Here is a 22,515-nt window from a genome sequence, read left to right as displayed (position 1 = left end):
TTGAAGAGGTAATGCCAACAACAAAAACCACGTGGTTCAATAATTATGATACCCAACAGGGCAATGATGAAATGTATTCATTGAACAATGGTATAAAACCCTATTGGAACAAACTATTGACCAGTTTTGATACCTTGGGGGTCACGGGCCTAACGGCACGTCAAAAAGATATAGACTGGCTATTGTCAGAAAACGGGGTCACTTATAATGTATACAACGATCCACAGGGTATGCATAGACCTTGGAACCTTAATGTGGTTCCTTTTATGCTGCACCAAAATGAGTGGGCAGAGGTAGAGGAAGGGTTAAAGCAACGGGCAGAACTGCTCAACTTGGTGTTAAAAGATGTCTACGGCGACCGAAAATTAATAAAAAACGGTATTGTACCCTATGAAGTAATTTATGGGCATAGGGGTTTTCTTAGGCAATGTTCCGGTATGGAGCTTCAGTTAGAACAGTATTTATCTATCTATGCCGCAGATTTATGTCGTGGAACGGATGGGCGTTTATGGGTAGTAAATGACAGGACAGAAGCACCATCAGGTATGGGGTATGCTTTAGAGAATAGATCCACGACCAGTAGAATTCTGCCGGATTTGTATGCGGAAATGAAAGTGAAGCGTTTATCCGGATTTTTTCAGGAATTCAATCAAATGCTTATTGATGCCGCACCTGGGAAAAAGGAAAATCCGAATATTGTGATTCTTACACCGGGCTCACATAACGAAACCTATTTTGAACATGCCTATATGGCGTCTTTCTTAGGGTATCCATTAGTACAAGGTAATGATATGGTGGTGCGTGATGGTTTTCTTTGGATGAAGTCTTTACAAGGCTTAAAGCAGATCGATGTTGTACTGCGTAGGGTAGACGATGCCTTTACCGATCCCTTGGAACTACGGGAGGATTCACATTTGGGCGTAGCCGGATTATTGGATGTTGTACGAAGAAACAATGTAGCGGTCATAAACCCTATAGGAAGTGGAGTTATTGAAAATCCGGGATTGATTCCGTTTATGCCGGCCATAGCAAAATTCTTTATGGATGAGGAATTAAAATTACCTCAGATTGCATCATGGTGGTGCGGACAAGAAAAGGAAAGAAACTTTGTTTTGGATAACATTTCAAAATTGGTCATAAAAAGAATAGATCGTACCAATAGGGAAAGTATCTATTTTGGAGAACTAATGAGTACGGAAGCATTGGATGAACTTAAAAAGGTCATTTTGGAACGTCCGTATCGTTTTGTTGCACAAGAACGCATTAATTTCTCAACGGCACCCAATTTTACCAATGATAAATTAGCGCCAAGAAATGTTGTGGCAAGAGCATTTTGCATCGCATCTAAAAAAGACTATTCCGTAATGCCAGGTGGTTTGGTAAGGGTGGCACCAGATGGCGAGACGGTAAGAGTGTCTAATCAAAGAGGTGGTACCAGTAAAGATTTTTGGATATTGGACGATGAACCCATTGTGGAAGAAAAAAATAGGCATTGGCAGCAAAAATCATCTATTGCCATTTCGGGTCTAAATGATTTACCCAGCTTAACGGCAGAAAATTTATATTGGGCGGGGCGCTACGTGGGTCGAACGCTTGTCAATGCGCGTTTTTTACGTACGGTGATGCGACAAATGGCCATTGTGCAGAACAGAAACGAAAAACCCGATTCTGAAAAACTTAAGGTGCTTTTTAAAGCGGTTACACAATTAACGGGTACCTATCCTGGCTTCGTGGAAAGAGCAAAAGATGGCAAATTGGCCATGGATAATCCGTATGAGGAAATGTTGTCCGTTATTTTAGATAAGAATAGGGTGGGCAGTCTGGCGCATACCATAAGTATGTTCGGTAACTCCTATTATTCCATCCGTAATTTATGGTCCTCGGATATGTGGCGTGTATTTGAGAATATCCAAAAAATTTGGAACTCCTTGGTAGATGGTGATGATCACTCCATAAATAAAATTCTTAAAGTCTTAAATCAATTGATTACTCGGTTAATTGCATTTATGGGGCTTATTGAAGAAAGTATCATGGTGCAACAAGGTTTGCTATTATACTTTATAGGATTGCAATTGGAGCAAAGCAGTTTAAATATTACTAAATGTAGGGCCTTGTTGACCATAAAATTTGATGAGCAGGTAGAGTATGATTTGTTGGAGTACCTATTGACCAGTCATGAAAGCCTTAATATATACAGATACAGTTACCGCTCTCATATAGAATTGGCACATGTGTTGGATCTTGTTGTGTTAGATCTGGATTATGCACGTTCATTGACCTTTATGATCAATAGATTGCAAAAAGATATCGCAAGATTGCCGCACTCCAAACATGACCATCAATTAAGTAACTATCAAAAATTTGTATTTGAGGCATTTTCAAAGTTAAGATTGGCAGAGTCTTCTAAGTTGGTTCAGACAAAATCTGAAACAGATGTTACAAGAGAGCAGTTAGATACCCTTTTAAAAGAACTTTCTGATTTGTTGTATAAAACGTCACAATCTATATCCAACACCTATTTTAATCATACGGACAAGCAAACACAATTGTTTACACAGTCATTTCCCATTTAATAATGATATTCAACATTACACATATTACCAAGTATGACTATAACGCTCCTGTAAGCTATTGTCATAATATTGCGACATTACGCCCTAGAGAATCAAAAGGCCAGGAACTGTTGGATTATGCCATTGAAATATCGCCAGAACCAGCTGAAATTACCGAGCGTAAAGACTTTTTTGGAAATTATATAACCCGTTTTTCCATTCAAACCGAGCATAGAACATTAAAAGTAACCACAAAGAGTAAGATTAAAAGAGAATACGCCCAATACCATGAATCATTCAATAGCGGGGCATGTAAAAATATTACCATGAACCATGCCCTAGCTGCATTACAGGGGATGGATGCGGAAACTTTGGAAGCTAAGCAGTATGTGCTGGAATCTATTTTTATTAGAAGGACGGATAAGGTGATTAGGGACTATGCAGAATTGTCCTTTAAGGGCGATAGGTCTGTTTTTGAAGCTGCATATGAATTGATGCAACGCATTTATACCGACTTTGATTTTGATTCGGAATTCTCCACTATTTCCACGCCAATAGAGGAAGTGATGAAGGAGAAAAAAGGAGTGTGTCAAGATTTTGCCCAAATAGCCATTGCTTGTATACGGTCTGTAGGGTTACCGGCACGCTATATTAGTGGTTATATAGAAACCTTACCTGCTCCCGGTAAAGAAAAATTAATAGGAGCCGATGCTTCCCACGCATGGTTTGCTATTTATATTCCAGGTTTCGGTTGGGTAGATTTTGATCCAACGAACAACCAGATACCCAAAGACCAACACATTGTGGTAGGCTGGGGTAGGGACTATTATGACGTGCCGCCTTTAAAAGGGGTTGTTTATGGTAGTGGACAGAGTAAATTAAAAGTGGCAGTTGATATTGCTGCTGTGATTTAAGTTGTTTATTCTTCAAAAAAGAATTCATGTAGTTCAATTAAACTACTCCTTTTAATTTGAACGAGGTCTCTCGTATCTTTTAAGAAAATACCTAAAGATCGTTCGTTATAAATGAATTTCATTTCATTAGAATAGTCTGTAACAACATACATATCGCCAGAAAGTTGATAAAATGGTATGGTCATTTTGTTTTTGATTTTGACACCTTTATTAACAATACGTCCTTCTTGTAAAGTAGAAGCCACATTATAGTCACTTGATTCTCCAGATGCTACCTTAACGTAAGAAACCATCATATTAACCCATTCTGCTTCATCGATTAAAAACCATTTTATTTTATTGAAATCAATACCATATTCATTAATCCACCCGTGACTAGTAAAACCTAACAGTACTTGCTTTTTGCCATCTAAAACCGGCTTGTCCGCAGGTTCAAATTCTTGAATTTTAAAGGTGATGACAGAAGCAGATGACATGTCTTTTAACTTTTTACCATCGAAATCTAAAGTCTTTAATGAAAAACTGGTTATGTTGGGGTTGTTTGCCAATAACCATTCCGTGGCAGTAAGTTCAGCACGTTCTTTCATTTGTTCCACTGCTGCTACACCTGCTCCTATTGCAGCAAGGGCACCCACTGCTCCTGCGACAACGGCACCATTGTCTTGAGCATAGTTTTTGGTAGGAATTAGAATTGAAAGAATAAATAATAGGGTAATTAGTTTACGCATAATGTTTTGTTGAGTGGTTGATTTATAATTAGGCCATACCTACCAAATCGGTCAGTTCCCCCGAATTACCTCTTCAGCAGGATGGCCATAGCAATGTATTTTAATTCTGGTTAGTGTGCCTATTGCTAAGCAAGAACAAACCTAACACCATTATAACTAAAAATATTACGGTTTTCCGTAAGGCAACGGTTTATTTTTAGATTAGCCCTAAATCTTTTACGATTGCCACAAGGTGAATGGCATTATTGGCATTGAATTGTATTCGTAATTTGTTCAATCTTTTTTCAATTGAACTTAGGCTAGCAGGTGAAATATTCTCTTTTTTATACAGTGCGCTGATCTCATCTTGAGATAAGCCTTTACTAAGGTTGTCTAAAAGTGAAATATCGTAGTCATCAATTTCCAGTTCGTTCTCGGCACTAAATGCATTTGAAACTTCTGGGGATAAGAATTTTCCGTCTTTAGCAACTTCACAAATAGCTTGGGTCAAATTTTTAAGTCCGGTTCTGCTTTTGCAAACATATGCATCTATATCATGCTGGTTAAAGAGAGTGCGCACGGCTTGCAAACGATCTTCAACAGAATACACAATGACTTTTAGGGAAGGGAAATCTGACTTTAGTTTAGCCACTAAAGCCTGCCCTGATGGGTAAGTCTGTGACCTGTGGTCCACCTTAAATGATAGGTCCGATATTACAAGATCAAACGGAACCGAATCCAAATCCGCCCTTTTTATTTTTAAATAGGCATCATCGCAATATTGAACTTGATCTATTTGTGAAACACCCAATTCGGTCAGCAATGAAAAAACACCTTTATTGATGTCTTCCATATCCTCCGCAATTAAAACTTTTTTGAACATGCATTAAATTATTATTGATGCCTTAAAGCCATCACCTTGCTTGGATTCAAAATTAATAGTTCCATTTATAGAAGCGATACGGGATTCCGTATGTTGAAGGCCATTTTTCTTAAAAAGATCACATCCAACGCCATTATCACGATAATTAATATGGATTTTTTTTCCTTCTTTTTCAAAAACTAGGGTTACAAAAGTTGCGTGGCTATGTTTGCGCATATTGGTCATAAGCTCTTGCAATACCCTATAGATAGCTGTTTTTTTCATTTCAGAAATACCGTCCCAAGGCATTTTGGAAAGGTTACGGGTTATGATATTGACTTTGCTATTTTTATATCCTAGCAATAAATCGTTTAATTGTTTGCCAAAATCTTTTCTAAGGTCAATTGCACTATTTTCTCTAGAAATATCTCGTGTTTTGGTGTAGATTTTTTCCATTTCATCTAAAATAGTAGTGTCAATTCCTGAATTGTTCTCAAGAGATGTCATCACTTTATACATGTCATTGGCAACTTCATCATGTACTTTTTTAGCAATTCTGGTTTCGGTTTTATAGATTTCTTCGATTTTAGCCTTTCTGTATCGGTTTTTGTAGATAAAATAAGAACCAACGAGAATTAGAAAAATAATAAAGGCAAGGGCTTGGTAAGCCAACCGCTTACGTGATTCTATTTCTTGCAGTAATATACTGGCTTGAGTTTTCTTTTGTTCTTCGGCTACATTATATTTTAGAAATGCATTTTTGTTCTCTGCTATTTGCTTGGCATTGGCTATGCTGTCGGTCAGTTTTTTATATTCATGAATAAGAGGATTCTTATCCATATTCATAAGTAACGATATGGATTCTAGTTTAAAAGAACTACTGTTGATCCTGTCTGAAAGGGATAGCGCTTTCTCTGCATAGAATAATGCTTTTGTAGTGTCTTTTCTATCCAAGTAATACTCTGATAAATGAGTGTTGCTCGCGTGCTGACCAATAAGGTCATTATTTTTTTGACGAAGTGTTAAAGCATTTTTTAAATTATCCAATCCCTCTGGAATGTGAAGTTTAGACTGTACAAGACCTAAATTATCGGTTACCAAGGTAGTTTGATAATCATTGGCAAAATAAAAACGTTTTTCAAATAGAAACGAATAAATGTCCAATGCGTTTTTATAGTCCAAAAGATCTTTGTAGATATTGGCTTTATTGTTCAAGATGATAACACTATCGCTTAGTTTATTGGCAATTTGTAATGCGTTGTCAAAAGTTCTAATGGCTTCGGTTGCGTTGTTCGATGCTCTATAAATACGCCCTAATTGGTTGTAAAGACCTACCCTAGAGTTGATCAAAGTATCTTTGGTCTGCATTGACTCAATAAGATTAAGGGCTTCAACAATATGATTTTCACTACTGAAATTATTACCAATTTTAAATTCAGCTATAGAAAGCAGCCTAAGGTCATAAATTGCATTTAAGGTATCTTTTGATTCTATATCCCGCTCTTTTTTCTTGGTAAAATAGTGAACGCCAGAGGGCAGGTCTTGAGGTTGAGAAGGGTTTAGAATTGCTTTTCTGTAATGTAGTGAACTATCTTTTGAAATCTGTGCTAAGGTGCGATTGGGTATTAGAAATATAAATAAAGCAAGGAATATATATTGAGGTATGATTATGCTTAATTTGTTGTTCATACCCCTAAAATATAAACTAATTAGCTAATAATGTTATTGAATTTTTTCTAAGAAGGTAACTGCCTATAATAGTTATAGTTACTTAAAACTAAATATTGGGTTGTTAATTATTTATTGGCTGAAAATTTGTTTTTATCTTGAATTTTGTCCAAATAAAAAGGGCACAAAATCTGGCGTATTGCCATGATCTTAATGCCCTTTTCCAACTAACAACTTAAATATGCACTTTTAAAAGACTTTCCCAATAACAAAAATGTTTCAGGTACTGTCTCTATACTTTATGATCTTAATTTCTTGATAGTAGCCAAGGTTTCTTTTACCAAAGCTTCTAAACCTGCGTAATCTTTATTGTTTAAAATGTCTTTACTGATCAATTTTGATCCCATACCAACACAGGTAACCCCTGCATCAAACCAACCTTTTAGATTGTCCTCATCTGTACTTACACCACCGGTAGGCATAATGCTGGTCCATGGTTGAGGTCCTTTAATGCCTTTTACAAAACCAGGTCCGTAAAGAGAACCAGGGAATAATTTTACGATCTCACAGCCCATTTCTTCGGCTTTGTTGATTTCGGTCAATGAACCGCAACCAGGAGACCATAATACTTTTCTACGGTTACAAACTATAGCAATATCTTCTCTTAAAGATGGAGTTACAATAAAGTTTGCACCTATAGACATGTAGTATGATGCTGCAGCTGCATCGGTTATAGAACCTACACCCATAATCATACCTGGTAAGTTCTTAATAGCGTATTTGTTCAATTCGGAAAATACTTCAAAAGCGAAATCGCCACGAGCGGTAAATTCCATTAAACGTGCACCACCATCATAACAAGCTTGTAAAACCTTTTTACCTAACTCAATGTCTGGGTGGTAGAACAAAGGTACCATACCAGATTCCTTCATTACATTTGCTACTTCTATTCTTGAATATTGTGCCATTTGAATTTTTTATTTCTCGGTTAAAATTTTGTTGAAATCGTAGTCTGAAGGATTGTCCACATATTTTTTTGCATCTTCATAATCATCTTCACCTACATAGAATAAATTTTGAAAGCATAGTTCCGCCAACTCAGAATTGATATTGACCAAACGAGGAGCTATTTTGCCATTTTCATCTTGAATATCGGATAGGAATAATGGTGTAATTTCTCCTCTAGAATTTGCAGTGACCATACAGCCACTTTTACCTTCATCAAATAATTTTTTTACGCCCAGACCTAATACCGTACATAAGGTTAGGTCAAAGCCTATAGGTCTACAACAGCGTAATTCGTAACCCAGTTCTACGGGTCTACTTTTAATATCTATACCTAGTTCTTTTAATTTCTTTTGAACGAGCATGTTGAAAATATGCGCCTTACTAACATTACCTAGTTCTGGGTGCCCGTGGTCATCATAGGTGAAATTTATATCACACTTTTTTAATTCTGAATCTGGCATGTTATGAAACACTCCTTCACTAATTAAGGCAACACCGTAATGAATGTTCTCAATTTTACGTTTGATCATGGATGAAATGACCATGCGTACTACTTTATCAAAGGTGATAGCCGTACGATCAAACATTTCTGGTATGATCATCATTGGAAAATGGCAGCTTGCCGCAATACCAAATGCCAAATGACCGGCTGATCTTCCCATGGTAGACATAACAAACCAGTTTTGGCTGGTACGCGCATCTTCATAAGTTGTATTGCCTATGCGTACACCTTCATCTTTAGCAGAATGAAAACCAAATGTTGGGTTTCTGTCAGGTAATGGTAAATCGTTATCAATAGTCTTAGGTACGTGAATATTGGCTATTGAGATACCTTCTTTTTCTAGATACCCTGTAATTCTGTTGGCAGTAGAAGCAGTGTCATCACCACCTATACTTACCAACAGTTTTACATTATTATCAATAAAAAGGCTAGTGTTTAGTTTTTCGTTTTTAGGTTTAAAACGGCTCATTATCAATGTTGAGCCACCCCTACTAAAAATCCGGTCGGCATGGAAGAAATCAAATTCCTTGATCTGCGGATTTTCATCGAAAATTCCTTTAAAACCTTCATGTAAACCTAAAACGCGATAATTATCTTTTAAGAAAGCCTTTGCCACGGTACTGATCACGGTATTTATACCAGGAGCAGGACCGCCACCGCAAAGAATTAAAACAGATTTTTTCGACATTTTTTTATTTTTAGAAGATCTAAAGATGTTTTCTAATTATCTAGCAACTCTACCAGAAGCATCACCACCCATAAGTTTCTCAACTTCAGAAACCGTTACAAGGTTGGCATCACCTTTAATGGTATGCTTTAAACAAGATGCAGCAACTGCAAAGTCAAGAGCATTCTGATCATCTTCTGGGTATTTCAACAATCCGTAGATTAAACCACCCATAAAAGAATCACCACCACCAACACGGTCAACGATATCCGTGATTTGGTATTGACGAGTTTCGTACATTTTATTTCCATCCCAAAGAACACCGGCCCATGTATTATGCGAAGCAGAAATAGAACCTCTTAAAGTAGTAATCACTTTTTTAGCTTTAGGGAATTTCTTCATCATTTGCTTACATACAGATAAGAAAGCTTCAGCTTTAACATCAGCACCATCTTTATGTACATCTAAACCTTCTGGGTGAATACCAAAGTGCTTTTCGGCATCTTCTTCGTTACCTAATATAATATCGCAATATTCAGTTAATCCGGCCATTATTTTTTCTCTGTGAGCATCGTCACAATATGTCCAAAGTTTGGCTCTATAATTTAAATCCGTAGAAATAGTAATTCCTTTTGCACTTGCAGCTTTAACAGCTTCTAAGCAAACATCTGCAGCTCCTTGGGAAATTGCAGGTGTAATACCCGTCCAGTGGAACCATTCTACATCTTCGAATACGGCATCCCAATCGATCATTCCAGATTCTATTTCTGAAATTGCGGAATGAGCTCTATCATAAACTACTTTACTACCTCTTGATACCGCACCGGTTTCTAAGAAATAGATACCTAAACGATCACCACCGTATACTATTTTATCTACACCAACGCCTCTTTTGCGCATTTCCATCATGGCACACTCACCAATGTCATTTTTTGGTAAACGTGTTACGAAATCTACAGGAACACCATAATTAGCTAATGAAACAGCTACGTTAGATTCCCCTCCACCATATACTACATCAAAATTATTGGCTTGTGAAAACCTTAAAAATCCTTGTGGTGCTAAACGAAGCATGATTTCACCGAATGTTACTACTTTTTTCATGTTGACTATTAAGTTTAATATGTACTAAATTATCATTTGTTTAATCGATTAACCACTTGAGCTAAAAAATAACCAAAACAGACAATTTTTGTTTACTTTAATTAAAGTCTTACTTTTGGTTAATCGATTAAACAAATATATATAAAGTAATTGAATAAAAAAAGAACAACTTTAAAAGACATTGCCAATGTTTTGAATATTTCTACGGCAGCGGTTTCCAAGGCTTTAAATGACGATACCCGTATTAGTGTTAAGACAAAGAAGGCGGTAAAGCAAGTTGCTAAGGAATTAAATTACCAACCAAATCATTTGGCAAGTGCCTTACGAAAAGGTAAAAGTAATTTGGTAGGGGTAATTGTACCAAGAACAAATAGTAATTTCTTTTCATCGGTAGTTGAAAATATGGAAGGTGTTCTTAATAAAGCCGGATACAATATAATTATTACCCAATCTAACGAATCATTCGAAAAGGAGTGTAAGAATATCGATGCACTTTTATATACCCAAGTTGATGGAATAATTGCGTCAATGGCGAATGAAACCGTAGATCTTTCTTATTATGAGAAAATAAAATCTAATGGAATTCCTTTAATATTGTTTGATAGGGGAGAGAATGACTTAAATGTGGATTACGTTGGTATAGACGATTATCAAAGTAGCCATATGATCGTAGATCATTTAGTGGGGCAAGGTTGTAAGCGCATAGCACATATTGGAGGATATAGAAGAACTAGAATTTTTAACAATAGAATACGTGGGTATGTTGATGCTATTAAAAAACATCATCTGCCACCAGATGAAGAATTACTTATAGAAAGTGGTTTGACCTTAGAGGACGGCAGGTTGCAAATTGAAAATTTATTATCTCTTAAAAACAGGCCCGACGCGGTTTACGTAGCAAGTGATTATGCCGCATTGGGTGCTTTACAGGTTCTAAAGGAAAAAGGTATTAGGGTGCCCCAAGATATTAAGTTGGTAGGCTTTGGAAATGAACCGTTTACTTCTTTGGTGACTCCTACCATTACAAGTATTAGTCAGCATAGTGCGCAAATAGGAAGGCTTGCTGCCGAAACCTTTTTAGGTTACGTTGAAAAGGAGGTTGTTGAACAAAAACTGAATAAATTAATATTGAATTCAGAACTGATCATTAGGGAATCATCAAAATAAAAGGCGTCAATGTAAATACAATGACGCCTTATTATTATAAACAGAGGTTTTATTAAATTCCTAAAGCTTGACCACCACCGATCTGTACAGTTTCGGCAGTAATGAAAGCTGCATCTTTGCTAGCTAAGAAAGAAACAACACCAGCTACATCTTCTGGCTGACCTAATCTACCTAACATAATGTTATTTGCCCAAGAAGCAAAAACTTCTGGTTTCGTAGCTTTAATTTGAGCATGGAAAGGAGTGTCAATAGTACCAGGTGATACTGCATTTGCTCTAATACCATATTCAGCTAAATCTTTTGCCAAAGCTCTGGTCAAAGCATGAACTCCTGCTTTAGACGTACCATAGATACCAGCACCTGGTCCACCAGCTGTCCAACCTGCATTAGAGGTATAATTGATTATAGATGGGTGCTCACCTTTTTTAAGGTAAGGGATTGCAGCTCTAGAAGCAAAGAAAGCTGAATCTAAATTCAAGGCCATAACACCTCTATAGAATTCAGTTGTCATTTCTTCAAAACGAGATCTACCACCTAGACCACCAGCGTTGTTTACCAATGTATCTATTTTACCATATTTTTCACCGATTGCTTTAATGTTTTTTGCCACCGCTTCTTCATTGGTAACATCAAATCCTAAGTACTCGGCAGTAATACCTTCTGCAGTAAGTTCTTTAATTCTTTCGGCACCAGCTTCGTCATCTATTCCATTTAAGATAACGGTGTAACCATCTTGTCCTAATCTTTTAGCAACTGCAAATCCGATTCCTCCAGTTGCTCCTGTAATTACTGCTACTTTTCCTTCTGTACTCATGTTATAATTATTTTAATCTATTCTTAATTCAGTTTATTTATTTTCATTTAACGGTTCAATTTTACCGCATAATATCCAGATGCTGGCTAAAGCTATAATAGCCATTGTTGCGCCGATGATAAAAGCTGGTGTATAGTTACCTCCAGATGTTAACCAAGGCACTAAATAAATTAATGCCGCTGCGGTTAATTTAGCAGCCATACCCGCTATACCCGATAAAGTTCCAATTGTTTTGCCTCCAAAAAAATCACTAGGCAATGTTTGAACATTTCCGATTGCAGTTTGGAAACCAAATAAGATAAGGGCCATTATTAAAACAGCTGTAGTTGGTCCGCCCGGATTTGCCATGGCCAATAAGCTAGGCAACATGATTAAACATCCTATTGTGATAATTATTTTTCTAGTTTTATCGACAGTCCATCCTGCTTGTAAACGATTTTGGGCAAATAATCCACCAAACCAAGCACCTAGCATTGCTCCTACATAGGGAACCCAACCATAAATACCAATGGTCTTTACATCCATGCCGTATACTTCGTTAAGGTAGATTGGAATCCACACTACGAATAACCACCATATTGGGTCAATTGCAGCTGAAGCTATTATAACACCCCAACTTTGTTTATGTGAGAGTAGTTTTTTTGTATCTGGGTTGTATCCTTCATCAGGCGTGCCATCATTATCTATATCTTGATTTTGTTGACCGGTCAAGATGTAGTGACGTTCCTCATCTGATATCCAAGGATGTTTTTTTGGTGGAGCTTTAACTAAAATTAGCCAAGGAATTAACCATAACAGACCAATTAGTCCTACGATAATAAAAATCATTTGCCAACTGAAATATACAGTCATAAAGGCAATGGCCGGTATTGCAATTATACCACCTACTGCTGCACCTGAATTAAATAAACCTTGGGCAAATGCTCTTTCCTTTGTGGGAAACCATTCCGCATTCGCTTTTGCTGCCCCAGGCCAGTTACCAGCTTCGGCGATTCCTAAAATGGTTCTGAAGAAACCGAAACTTAATACACCTTGTGCAAGCGCGTGTAAGGCAGTTGCTATAGACCAAACTCCAATTGACAAGGCAAACCCTATACGAGTACCTACCCAATCTAATATTTTTCCGAATATAGCTTGCCCAAATGCATAGGCGAACATAAATACTACCGATATAGTTGCGAAAATTTCTTTTCGCTCGTCATTGGTACTATCAGGAAATAAGTCTTCAGCAATATCTGGCCAAAGTACTCCAATAGACTGTCTGTCGATGTAATTAATAATAGTCGCTAATGCAATCAAAGCGATAACCCACCATCTTAAACCCTTAACTTTCATAATTCTTTATTTATTGGTTATTGCTTACCGATGAGAATAAGTGGACGTTTTATGCTGGTATATAAAAATCCTTGTATTATCATTCAGCTGGTTAATTAGGATAAATTAAATCATCCGTTTAAATATTGTAACAATACTTGTATAGCTCATTAAAATGATCTTTCATCATTTGTTTTGCTAATTGAGTATCCTGTTCTTTTATAGCGTCAAAAATGTTTTGATGCTCTTTAATTCGTTTTGGACCTTGGTCTTTATCACAAACATGATATTTCTCAAAGTTGTTGATGATCTCTGGCGTAATAATCAACATCATTCTATTAATAGTACTATTTCCACAAGCTTGGGCAATAGCTAAATGAAAAAGTAAATCTTCTTGCACGGCCTCTTCATTATTCAAGACTTTCTCTTTATAAGATTCTAAAGCCGCTTCCATTTTAGCCAAATCTTCTTCAGTTCTTCTTTTTGCTGCTAGTCTAACTGTTTTAAGTTCTAGTAATATTCTAGTTTCTACCAATGATTTAAAATCTGGATCCTCTAGTGCAAGGATATCTTTCATCATCCCTTTCATGGCAACTGGTCCTATATCTGCAACGAAAGTTCCACTTTGTGGTTTAGATTTTAATATGCCATAGAACTCAAGTTTTTGAATAGCTTCTCTAATATTATTTCTACTTACTTCAAATTTTTCTGATAGCATGCGCTCAGAAGGCAATTTGTCACCTGGCTCAAGATTCTTGTTCAGTATGAGATCCCTTATTTTAGCAATAATGGTATTGTGAAGTTCCTTATGTTCATTTCTTGTTAAGATTTCCAACTTCATAGTTCACATTTTTTTAGTTACGGAAAAAATTGGTTAACCAGATTGGTTTGTCAAATTTAAAAAAATAACTGTATAAACAAATTTTTCGCCGGTCTAATGTTCAGAACTTCTTTTGTTGTAAGGGAAAAGATGGGCTGGCTATCTCAAAAAGCCAGCCATCTTTTAAAAAAAACCAACTCAAACAACTTCTTTAATATGATCTATATTTTAATACCCTGGGTTCTGTGTTAGGTTAGGGTTTCTTTCCAATTCATCTTCAGGTAATGGAAGTAAATAATCATCTTCAGAGAAAAATGGCTTTTCACCTTCTAATCCAGATGCTCCAAATACTTCATTTCCGATTCTTCTTCTAGCGATATCGTACCATCTTATGCCTTCAAAAGCAAATTCAAGTCTTCTTTCTTCTAAAACGTCATTAACTGTAACGGTACCTGTAAGATCCGCAGGTTCATCACTAGGCTCAACCACTACGGTAACACCTGCACCAGTTTGGGTTTCTCCGCCCATTCTTGCTCTTGCTCTCACTTGGTTGATATAATTCAACGCGGTTGCATTGTCCCCTAATTCTACTGCCGCTTCTGCTGCAATCAATAATACTTCGGCATAACGAATCATAGAATAATTATGGCTAGTTGCTCTAGCGTTCGCACGGGCAAATGGTCCAGGGAAACGAGTGTATTTTGCAATGTAAGGGTTGTTTTTTGCGAATTCATGACCACTAATGTCAAACTGAGTGTAGTCAACAACAGTACCTCCAATAGATACTTCGTCATCCATACTAACCGCTCTTCTGTAATCTGCAGCATCCCATGTAGTATATACTTCTAAAGTTGGTACGGCTACAGACCATCCTCCTCCTAGGTTTCTATCGTCGCCTCTGATACCGGTCATAGGAGCTGTTTGATCATAAGCATTATCGTCTGCTTCAAAATTGTTATAATCCAATGCAAAAATTGGTTCAAGAGATGCGTCTATAGCATCAGCATTAAACAGATTTTGAAAATTAGGCTCTAATGCTAAATTATAAGTACCTGCATTGTCTATAACCTCTTGAGCTTCATTGTAAGCATTCTGCCATTGTTCCAATGTAAGATAAACTAAGGCTAAATACGAACTAGCTGCCGCTTTTGAAGGTGTTGCTCTTGATGTCACCGTTGCTGGTAACCATGTTTTTGCGTACTCTAAATCTGAAATAATATTTTCATATACTTCCGCAGCTGGTGTTCTACTGATTGATGTAGCAGCGTCAAAATCAGTAACAGGAGCATCAATATAAGGAACATCTCCAAAAAGGCGTACTAAGTGAAAATAGTAGAATGCTCTTGCAAAATAAGCTTGTGCAGTTATCGGGTTTTTTATGGAATCATCTACATCTACATCTTCAGCACCTGCAATTGCAGCATTTGCAGCGGCAATACCTTGGTAAGTTCTTGGCCAAAATTCACTGATCATACCGTTACTTGCAAGAGTAGTGAATTCATTCATTTCAACTCTTCTTGTTTCATTAGAGGCAAGACTAACCATGTCTGATCGTAACATTAACGCAATAGACAATTTTCTTCCCCAGAACTTCTCGTTTATAGCATGTGTTAACGAACCATCTACTGCCGTTTGTATATTCGCAGGAGTTTCAAAGAAACCTTCTGCTGATAATATACCTACAGGCTCTTCTTCTAGATCTGAACAGCCCATTATTGATAAACCTACCAATAATAGTAATAATTTAAATATTTTCATTTTTCTTATTTTAAATTAATTCGTTATTAAAACTTTAAATTAAGGCTCATTGTAACAGTTTTTACTGTTGGGTAGTTACCAAAGTCAAAACCTTGAGCAGTGTTAGCAGAAGTATTATTGTTACCACCAGAACCGTAGTAACTAACTTCTGGATCTAAACCAGAATAATCTGTAAAGGTCAATAGATTTTGTCCACTTAAAGATACTCTTAGGTTATCAAGACCTAACTTTTCTGAAACTTCAGAAGGAACTGTATAGCCTAAAGAAATATTCTTAAGTCTTACATAACTACCGTCTTCCACAAAACGAGAAGAAATTTCTCTGTTACTGTTATTACCTACACGCGGAGTGTTTGTGTCTGTATTGGTTGGTGTCCAAGCGCTATTGTAATATGCTCTTGTAGTATTTGCATCACCGTTTGTTAACTGAACATTGGTCAAGTTAAAGATGTCACCACCTTGAGAACCTTGGAAGAAAATGCTTAAATCTAAGTTTCTGTATGTAAAATTGTTAGTGAAACCCCATGTGAAATCAGGGTTAGGGTTACCTATCGTTGTTCTATCTGCTTCTGTAATGTCACCACTTCCATCTACATCAACAAATAATGGATCACCTGCTACACCACCAGATAAAGTTTGTGTGCCATCTGGTGCTGTACCGCCTTTGTATACGCCAGCATATTCATAACCCCAGAAAAGACCTACTTCTTCGCCAACTCTTAAGATATAACTTCTATCATGGCTAAAATAACTTGGTGTTGCATCAAAAAACAAATCAGCATCGTTAACTAAGCTAACTACTTCATTTTTATTGAAGGCAATGTTAAAGTCAGTTGTCCATCTAAAGTCTTCTTTAAGAATATTTTTTGTGCTTAAAGCAATTTCAAGTCCTCTGTTGTTTATTTCCCCAACATTAGCTAGAATATCATCACCTGAGAACCCTAAGTATTCGGTGATACTATTATCCGTTAATATCAAATCTTTAGTGTCAATGTTATAGTAATCCAATGACATGGATATTCTATTGTTGACTAAACCTAGGTCAATACCAAAGTTTGTTTGATACGAAGATTCCCATTTCAAATTAGGATTTTCTGGTTGTTCCGGTGTTACGGCGCTAACAGTTTGTCCGTTACTTGAAGCATAAAGAGTTTCAAGTCTTGATAAAGATTCGTAAGCCCCAATTGATGGGTTACCGGTTACACCGTAACTAGCTCTAAATTTCAAATTGGAAATAGCTTTACTGTCTTTAAGGAAATTCTCATTGGAAACTTTCCACCCTAAAGCTGCAGAAGGGAAAAGAGCATACTTTTCGTTAGCAGAGAAGTTAGATGCACCATCTCTTCTTAGCGTTGCAGTCAATAAGTATTTATCATCATAATCATAGTTGAATCTACCAAATTGAGATTGGATTTCTACTTCCGATATTGAAGAATCTGGTTGTAATATGTTGGTTGCAGAACCTAGGCCATAGTAAGAAAAACCATCAGAGATGAAACCGGTTGCTTCAGAGAAAAAGTTTTCTGAAACCGTTTTTTGGTAAGAGTAACCTCCTAATAAAGTTAAATTACTTTTTCCAAATTCTTTGTTGTAAGTCAAATAGTTTTCACTTAAAACACTTGTTTCTCTATCAGTATTTACAATTGCTCTTCCACTTTCACCACCTGCTGTCTGGGTCAATAATGAAGGTAAGTATATACCTCTAGTCTGGTTTTCTGTACTTAAACCAAAAGTACTTTTAAAGCTAAGACCATCTATAATTTCATAGTTAGCATATAGGTTAGCTCTAAAATTATCAGTTTTTGTTTCATCTATTCTCTCTGTTGCTACAGCAAAAGGGTTGTCCACAGGGTCACCTACGGTATTACCAAATGTGTACGTTCCATCTGCGTTATATACAGGCTGGTCTGGCGCATATCTTAAAGCTAATGTAATCACATCATCTCCACCGGCAGAAACTGAACCGTCTGATTGAGTAGCGGAACCATTTTTAATTCCTCTACTTCCAAAAAGGTTCATACCTAATTTTAATTTATCCGTGACTTGAGCATCAACGTTAGATAAGAATGTTAATCTTTCAAAATCAGAACCTATAATAATACCTTCTTGCTTAAAATAGTTGGCAGAAGCGTAGAAGTTAATTTTCTCGCTACCACCTGAAAATGAAACTTGGTTATTAGATGTGCTACCCGATCTATAGATCAAATCTTGCCAATCTGTATCAGCTGGTCCTTGAGTATAAGGAGTGGCTACACCATTGTTAGTTCTAATTTGATTTTGGTAATCGGCAAATTCACTAGCGTTCAATAAATCTAATCTGTTAGAGATATTTTGAATGGCATAAGTAGTGTTGGCTTCAATTGATAATTTTCCGCTTCTACCTTTTTTAGTAGTTACCAGTATAACACCATTAGAACCTCTTGATCCATAAATGGCGGTAGCAGATGCATCTTTTAAAACTTCCATTGACTGAATGTCATTTGCTTGTGGCATAGAAGCGCCAACAAAACCATCTACAACAACAAGTGGAGAACTACTTGCATTAATAGAGGTATTACCTCTAATTTTAATACTGATAGGAGCACCTGGCTCACCACCATTGTTAGACTGTACAACAACACCAGCTGCACGACCTTGCAATGCTTGTTCTGCATTCAGTACAGGGTAAGCGTTTAATTCTTCAGATTTTACAGATGAAACAGAACCTGTAATATCACTTTTTTTCTGAGATCCATAACCTACAACAACAACTTCTTCAAGTTGACTTGCATCTTCAGCTAGTACAACGTCTAACGTTTGCTGGCCGTTTATAGTAACAGATTTTTTAGCGTATCCAATGTAAGAAAACTCTAAAACATCGCCGTTTTTAACGGTAATGGAATAGTTACCATCAAAATCTGTAGAAGTACCGGTTGTTGTATTTTGAATAACAACATTGGCACCGGGCACAGGCATATTTGTTTCGTCGGTAACCGTACCGGTCAGGTTGTACCCATCTTGTGCGAATAATGAAATGTTGACCAACAACATCATTATCAATGCTAATTTCGTTTTTAAATTCATTTTTGTCTTGTTATGTTAATTTAAGTTCGACTTGTTTTAAGCCTGATTAAGTCATTTAATCACTGTTTGACCTAGATTGATCTTTAATTCTTCTTGCTTATAGCATACAGTGGTAAATCATTACATAGTTCTAATGTGGAACTAAGGGGTAATCTCGTTGTTAATCTTAATTTTTGTCATTTAATTAATTGAAGTTTGAGTTCTAATTTAAGTTGAGTAATGTTGAAAATTTTGGTTTTCCAAACTGGTTATCCAATTTGGTTTACCAAATATATGTTATTTAATCGTTCAAAAAAGAGAAATTTACATTTTAACATCTGTGGGGTAACTTAATTTTTCTAAATCTGCTGTAAACCCTATGTAATAATGAGGATTTGGTATTTAATTAACAAATGCCAACATTTTTGAGATAATGATTTTTGAATCCATTAATGCTAGTTTTTTATCTAAAATCTGTATTTTAATTCTTAAATTTGAACGGTTTTCTACACTGAAATTTCAATTGTTTTTACTTTTTAATAATGATCTTTGAATTCAAAATATTTGATTTTCATAGGTCTTTTTGATTTTTCTAAACACATATTAAAACATGAATATGAATACCGATTTTCAGCAATATGCTTATATACCGTTAAAACAATTTTCAAACAGGGTTTGGAGAACATATGAAGGTGGCGCCTTAATCGATAAATGGAAAAAAGATTCTCCAGAGGTTGATGGTAGCATGCCAGAGGAGTGGATAATGTCAACTGTGACGGCTAGGGGTAAGGGTAGACCTGAAAATGAAGGTCTATCTATGGTCCAAACACCTTCTGGAACTTATTCTTTAAAGGAATTGGTAGCGTCTAACAAAGAACTTTATTTAGGTAAGGCTTTGGCGGATAAATTTGGCACTACCGGTGTGCTGATAAAAATGTTGGACTCAAAGGAGCGATTAACCATACAGGTACACCCGGATAAAGACTATGCTAAAACCATGTTAGACTCCGCTTTTGGAAAAACAGAATCTTGGTATGTATTGAACAAACGTGAAATAAATGGCGAAAAGAGTGTCATTTACATGGGGTTTAAAGAAGGAGTGACCCGAGAACAATGGGAAATCTTATTTAAAAACCAAGATATTGAAGGTATGCTAGATTGCCTTCATAAAATAGAGGTAAACCCCGGTGATGCTTATATGATTTATGGCGGAGTGCCACATGCCATTGGTAGTGGGTGTTTTTTAATGGAGGTACAAGAGCCTACGGATTATACTATGAGAGTAGAAAAAGTGACTCCCGCGGGATTAACAATTTCTGATGAGTTAATACACCAAGGTGTTGGTGAGCAAAATATGCTAGACTGTTTTCATTATGATGGTTGCTCTTATGAAGAGGCGTTGAAAAGGTGGAAAGTATCTCCAAAGACAATAGACTCATCTGATAAACATACCCTGAATACAATATTTAATGAAAGCCATACAGATTGCTTTGGTTTAAGTGAATTGGATTTAACTGTAAATGGTGAACATTCCTTAAAAGCTAATGGTAATTTTTTTGTTGCTGTTATTTATTACGGTGAGGGTAAGATCATTAGTGGAGGTAAGGAGTATAGTTTTGCTCAAGGCGATGAAATATTTTTTTCGGCAGCTATAGAGGAAGTGAAATTTTCATCTACCATAGCATCTAAGATTTTGCTATGTTACCCTCCTAGTTAAGAAAGTAATTTTTAATTAAGAAGATGTAAAAAGGGTTTGCAATAATTAAGTTATTTGTTAGCCTTTTTTTATTGCAATCAAAATTATTCCTATAAATGTAATTCTAAATAAAATCAATAAACCCGTTTAAGGCTACATAAAGCATATAGCAATTGAAAATAAAGGTGGCACCTAAAGCAAGATTCATCCACAAGCTAATTTTATGTTCTTTCATAACCGTTTCTTTATTTAAAAGAATAAGTAAAAACAATGTGATCAATGGCATTACAAACGGACTCAAAGCTTGCGAGGCTATTAAGATCCATACTGGTTTACCGCCTAGAACAGGAACAATTAGACCGGATAATGCCACTAAAACAACTATAAGTTTATACAGTGGTTTTTTCATGTCACGCTCCGTATTGGTGTAATCTGCCACTAACCATGGGAATAGAAGTAGGTTAGGGAATATGGAAGATAAACCTGCCCCAATAATACCTAGTGTGAACAGGGTTAAGGCAAAATCTCCGGCCCAAGGTCCTAAGGCATGCATCATGTCAGTTGCATCATCTACCGGTGCGCCTTTAAAATATAATGTTCCGGTAGCACTGATCATAATGGCAAGACTAATAAAGAATGTCATGATCATAGATGACATGGCATCTCTATTTTCGGTCTTTAAATCCTTTAAACCCCAATTTTGTTCTTGAACCAAAATACTTCTAGAGGCTAAACATACACCAGCCATTGTGGTGCCTACAATACCGGCAATAACTAATCCGTTATTATCCCCTTTAGGTAGTTCCGGAAAAAATTCGGTGATAGAGGTACCTGCTTCATTAACGACCATAAAACTGGTTATAATGAAGGCTAGCGCCATAAAACCGACCATTATACTCATTGCTTTTATAAAATTTTCGTGTTTTCCGGTCCAGAAAAGAGCAATAAGCAATGCAATAAAGAAAATGGATACCATAGGACCGTTAAGGAAAGAGATTTCTGTTTTTACCGAAATCCATTCCATGGTAACTTCTGCTACAACACCCATTACACCTATACATGAAGAAACTATAGAGACGAGTAGGGCAGTAATTATAAATATGGTTAATGGTTTACCAAATGTCTTTTTGAAATTAAACATTAAGGTATCCCCAGAAACTATGGTCAATTTACTTATGGCTACAAGAAGAAAATATGTAAAAAAGCATGATAGTAATAGCGCCCACGATAGGCTAAGGCCATATTTGGCACCGGAAACCACCATAGAGGTTACGCTTCCTGTTCCTACTACATAGCCAATAATGAAAAAAGCTGGACCAAAATTTTTAAGGCTTCGTTTTATCTTTCCTAAAAGGGGTAAATTGTTTGTTGCCATTATCTTTTGGTTCAGCTTTTAAATTGAAATTCGTTATCGCTATGAAAACGAATTAAAATGGTACACTACATTCGTAACAATTTTAATATTGATACTTTATTGCAAGGGTCATAAAAAGGGGGCGTAACCAATGCAAAATGTAGCGATAATAGAAATATATATCTTAATTATTTTTTGTCACCAAAGTAAGATGGACCCTCACCTGTTAAGAAATCTTCTCTTACAGGGCTGAAAGTATCAATAAGTTCTCCTTCTTCAAGGCAAACTGCGCTATGAAGTAAATTTGGCTCAATATAAACACCGTCTCCTGCTTCTACAATTTGCTTTACACCGTCAATTTCAAATTCGAATTTTCCTGACACACAATAAGTAGCCTGTGTATGAAAATGTTGATGTGGAGCCCCTAGTGCTCCTTTGTCGAATTTAACTCTTACCATCATAATTTGGTTGTCATAGCCTAAGAATTTTCTTGATACTCCGCCACCAAGAACTTCCCATTCCATATCTTTTGCAATGACATATTTTTCACTAAATCTTTTCATAATC

General features: G+C 36.3%; 17 protein-coding genes. 4 read left to right on the top strand and 13 right to left on the bottom strand.

All coding sequences use genetic code 11. The features are described 5' to 3' along the window. Window positions 1–11 precede the first annotated feature (11 nt). Window positions 12–2,573, top strand: coding sequence for a circularly permuted type 2 ATP-grasp protein (locus YQ22_RS05195; protein WP_071340332.1), 2,562 nt, complete (start codon window positions 12–14; stop codon window positions 2,571–2,573). Between the two features lie 2 nt (window positions 2,574–2,575). After that, window positions 2,576–3,466, top strand: a complete 891-nt coding sequence (locus tag YQ22_RS05190) for a transglutaminase family protein (protein ID WP_071340331.1) — start codon at window positions 2,576–2,578, stop codon at window positions 3,464–3,466. A 5-nt stretch (window positions 3,467–3,471) separates the two neighbouring features. On the opposite strand, the gene YQ22_RS05185 is transcribed toward YQ22_RS05190, so the two are convergent. From YQ22_RS05185 to YQ22_RS05160, 6 genes are all read right to left on the bottom strand, one after another. Continuing rightward, complete coding sequence (locus YQ22_RS05185; RefSeq protein WP_071340330.1) at window positions 3,472–4,194, bottom strand: hypothetical protein; 723 nt, start codon at window positions 4,192–4,194, stop codon at window positions 3,472–3,474. Between the two features lie 196 nt (window positions 4,195–4,390). Beyond that, complete coding sequence (locus tag YQ22_RS05180) at window positions 4,391–5,056, bottom strand: response regulator (RefSeq protein ID WP_071340329.1); 666 nt, start codon at window positions 5,054–5,056, stop codon at window positions 4,391–4,393. A 3-nt stretch (window positions 5,057–5,059) separates the two neighbouring features. Next, a complete protein-coding gene (locus tag YQ22_RS05175; RefSeq protein WP_071340328.1) occupies window positions 5,060–6,724 on the bottom strand; it encodes a tetratricopeptide repeat-containing sensor histidine kinase in 1,665 nt (554 codons plus the stop codon). A 278-nt stretch (window positions 6,725–7,002) separates the two neighbouring features. Beyond that, window positions 7,003–7,671: a bifunctional 4-hydroxy-2-oxoglutarate aldolase/2-dehydro-3-deoxy-phosphogluconate aldolase gene (locus tag YQ22_RS05170; protein ID WP_071340327.1), complete on the bottom strand. Its 669-nt coding sequence runs from the start codon at window positions 7,669–7,671 to the stop codon at window positions 7,003–7,005. Between the two features lie 9 nt (window positions 7,672–7,680). After that, entirely contained in the window at window positions 7,681–8,901 is a 1,221-nt protein-coding gene (locus YQ22_RS05165; RefSeq protein WP_071340326.1) for a 6-phosphofructokinase, read from the bottom strand. Window positions 8,902–8,937: 36 nt separating this feature from the next. After that, window positions 8,938–9,984 carry a sugar kinase gene (locus tag YQ22_RS05160; RefSeq protein ID WP_058105187.1) on the bottom strand — a complete coding sequence of 349 codons (1,047 nt, stop codon included), beginning with the start codon at window positions 9,982–9,984 and terminating at the stop codon, window positions 8,938–8,940. Window positions 9,985–10,134: 150 nt separating this feature from the next. Here YQ22_RS05160 and YQ22_RS05155 point away from each other — a divergent pair, with 150 nt between their 5' ends. Then, window positions 10,135–11,151 carry a LacI family DNA-binding transcriptional regulator gene (locus YQ22_RS05155; protein WP_058105188.1) on the top strand — a complete coding sequence of 339 codons (1,017 nt, stop codon included), beginning with the start codon at window positions 10,135–10,137 and terminating at the stop codon, window positions 11,149–11,151. Between the two features lie 52 nt (window positions 11,152–11,203). Here the strand turns inward: YQ22_RS05155 and YQ22_RS05150 are convergent, their stop codons facing one another. The 5 genes from YQ22_RS05150 to YQ22_RS05130 form a co-directional block, all read right to left on the bottom strand. Further along, window positions 11,204–11,965, bottom strand: a complete 762-nt coding sequence (locus YQ22_RS05150) for an SDR family NAD(P)-dependent oxidoreductase (RefSeq protein WP_058105189.1) — start codon at window positions 11,963–11,965, stop codon at window positions 11,204–11,206. A 33-nt stretch (window positions 11,966–11,998) separates the two neighbouring features. Beyond that, window positions 11,999–13,300 (bottom strand): MFS transporter, encoded by a 1,302-nt coding sequence (locus YQ22_RS05145; RefSeq protein ID WP_071340325.1) that lies wholly within the window; start codon window positions 13,298–13,300, stop codon window positions 11,999–12,001. 118 nt (window positions 13,301–13,418) lie between these two features. Then, window positions 13,419–14,120 carry a FadR/GntR family transcriptional regulator gene (locus tag YQ22_RS05140; RefSeq protein WP_058105191.1) on the bottom strand — a complete coding sequence of 234 codons (702 nt, stop codon included), beginning with the start codon at window positions 14,118–14,120 and terminating at the stop codon, window positions 13,419–13,421. Between the two features lie 207 nt (window positions 14,121–14,327). Next, the gene (locus YQ22_RS05135) at window positions 14,328–15,857 is read right to left on the bottom strand and encodes a RagB/SusD family nutrient uptake outer membrane protein (protein ID WP_071340324.1); all 1,530 of its coding nucleotides are present in this window, start codon (window positions 15,855–15,857) and stop codon (window positions 14,328–14,330) included. Window positions 15,858–15,883: 26 nt separating this feature from the next. Continuing rightward, window positions 15,884–18,919: a SusC/RagA family TonB-linked outer membrane protein gene (locus tag YQ22_RS05130; protein ID WP_071340323.1), complete on the bottom strand. Its 3,036-nt coding sequence runs from the start codon at window positions 18,917–18,919 to the stop codon at window positions 15,884–15,886. A gap of 595 nt (window positions 18,920–19,514) precedes the next feature. Here YQ22_RS05130 and YQ22_RS05125 point away from each other — a divergent pair. Continuing rightward, on the top strand, window positions 19,515–20,615 hold the full coding sequence (locus YQ22_RS05125) for a type I phosphomannose isomerase catalytic subunit (protein ID WP_071342507.1): 1,101 nt from the start codon (window positions 19,515–19,517) through the stop codon (window positions 20,613–20,615). A 103-nt stretch (window positions 20,616–20,718) separates the two neighbouring features. Here YQ22_RS05125 and YQ22_RS05120 read toward each other — a convergent pair whose 3' ends face one another. Next, complete coding sequence (locus YQ22_RS05120; RefSeq protein WP_083414194.1) at window positions 20,719–21,969, bottom strand: Nramp family divalent metal transporter; 1,251 nt, start codon at window positions 21,967–21,969, stop codon at window positions 20,719–20,721. A 167-nt stretch (window positions 21,970–22,136) separates the two neighbouring features. After that, a complete protein-coding gene (locus tag YQ22_RS05115) occupies window positions 22,137–22,511 on the bottom strand; it encodes a cupin domain-containing protein (protein ID WP_058105197.1) in 375 nt (124 codons plus the stop codon). Between the last annotated feature and the right edge of the window lie 4 nt (window positions 22,512–22,515).

This window comes from Maribacter sp. 1_2014MBL_MicDiv, assembly GCF_001865655.1.
GTDB classification, from domain to species: Bacteria; Bacteroidota; Bacteroidia; order Flavobacteriales; family Flavobacteriaceae; genus Maribacter; species Maribacter dokdonensis.
The sequence above is the reverse complement of the archived record's forward strand: the minus strand, read 5'-3'. Positions and strand labels throughout refer to the sequence as shown.